1 protein-coding gene is annotated in these 1,583 nt (G+C 57.2%); it reads left to right on the forward strand.

Annotated elements, in window-relative coordinates; translation table 11 throughout:
- Window positions 1–180 precede the first annotated feature (180 nt).
- Window positions 181–1,206: an IS110 family RNA-guided transposase gene (locus tag EPJ54_RS19605; RefSeq protein WP_024074122.1), complete on the forward strand. Its 1,026-nt coding sequence runs from the start codon at window positions 181–183 to the stop codon at window positions 1,204–1,206.
- Window positions 1,207–1,583: the final 377 nt, after the last annotated feature.

A 1,583-nucleotide genomic window follows, 5' to 3' on the forward strand; every position in this document is an offset into this window, starting at 1 on the left:
AACCGGCTCCGGATTTCGACAGCTTTGATGACGATATCCCGTTCTAAGGTCGCAGACCCGCAACGAGCGATACTCAAGAACCCCCGCTGGCGCAGGCCGCGGGGGTTAATGAGATGGTCACCCCCACACCCTGCGAGGGCTACGCTTTCGCAGGGTGTTTTGTTTTTGGAGGCCATCATCATGAGCGAGTCAGCACTGATCGGGATCGATCTCGGCAAACATAATTTCCACCTTCTGGGCCAAGACAAATCGGGCCGCGAGGTGTTTCGCAAAAAGCTCTCGCGAGCGCAGATGATGCGGTTCTTCGGCAACTTGCCGAGCTGCGTCGTGGTAACGGAAGCCTGTGCCGGCTCTCACTTCATCGCCCGTCAGCTTGCGGCGATGGGGCATACGACCAAGTTGATTTCACCGCAGTTTGTCCGCCCTTTCGTCAAGGGCAACAAAAATGACTTTATCGACGCAGAGGCCATTTGCGAGGCGGCTTCCCGTCCGTCCATGCGCTTCGTTACGCCTAAAACCGAGTCTCAGCAAACCCTGTCTGTCCTGCATCGCATGCGCGAGTCGTTGGTGCATGACCGCACCAAGACAGCCAATCAGATGCACGGTTTCCTGCTGGAATTTGGCATCAGCCTGCCCAAAGGCTCAGCCATCATGAAGCGTTTGGCAGCTGTTTTGGCCGAGCATGAGCTGCCTGTGCGGCTGACAGTGCTGTTGCAACGCCTGCACGATCACTTCGTTTACCTGGATGAACAGATCAAGGAACTGGACAAACAACTGGCTTGCCAGCTGGCCGACGATGATCTGGGGAGCCGTTTGCTTAGCATGCCGTGTGTCGGTCCGATCACCGCCAGCCTTCTGGCTGTAGAAATGGGCGATGGCAAGCAATACCGATGCAGTCGCGATTTTGCGGCTTCAGTGGGCTTGGTGCCGCGACAGTACAGCACGGGCGGCAAAGCCAATTTGTTGGGGATCAGCAAGCGGGGTGACAAGCACCTGCGGCAACTGCTGGTGCAATGCTCCAGGGTTTACATGCAGAGGCTGGATCATCAGAAGGGGGCTTTGGCCGACTGGGTGCGAGCGCTGCTGCGCCGACGACACTCGAATGTGGTGGCCTGTGCCCTGGCCAACAAACTGGCGCGTATCGCTTGGGCGATAGCGGCTCACCATGCGCAATATGAAGCAGGGCCAGACGCCTTGAACGCCTGACCCTGCGGTTGTTGCAGTACCACAATTCACCCTTCAGGTTTTGCGATAGCTGAACAACGGATGACGTGAACGGCCTACCGGCCTGGCGAAGATCCTGACATAAAAATCGGCTTCAGAAGCCGACGGGCTTTTAAGGATCGTCAGGCGCGACTCTCATCGTGGCGCTGGGGCAAGCCCCAAACAGACGCCGGATAGATTTAAGCAAGCCAACCACATCGCCCGTTAATCAGTATTGCAAAAATGGGGGGGACCATAGATTTTTTATGCGAGTTCACTGACGCGGAGCTTGCAGCTGCGGTCGAGCCCTAAAAGTCCGCGCCTGGGTACTGAAAGAAGCCAAGGGCATCTGCGAAGGCTGCGGCTCTAACGCGCCGTTC

Origin of the sequence: Vitreimonas flagellata, assembly GCF_004634425.1 — a bacterium.
Lineage (GTDB): Bacteria > Pseudomonadota > Alphaproteobacteria > Caulobacterales > Aquidulcibacteraceae > Vitreimonas > Vitreimonas flagellata.

What these genes read in the sequence shown, in the direction of transcription:
- EPJ54_RS19605 (WP_024074122.1), top strand. Translation starts at nt 181, where the DNA reads ATGAGCGAGTCAGCACTGATCGGGATCGATCTCGGCAAACATAATTTC.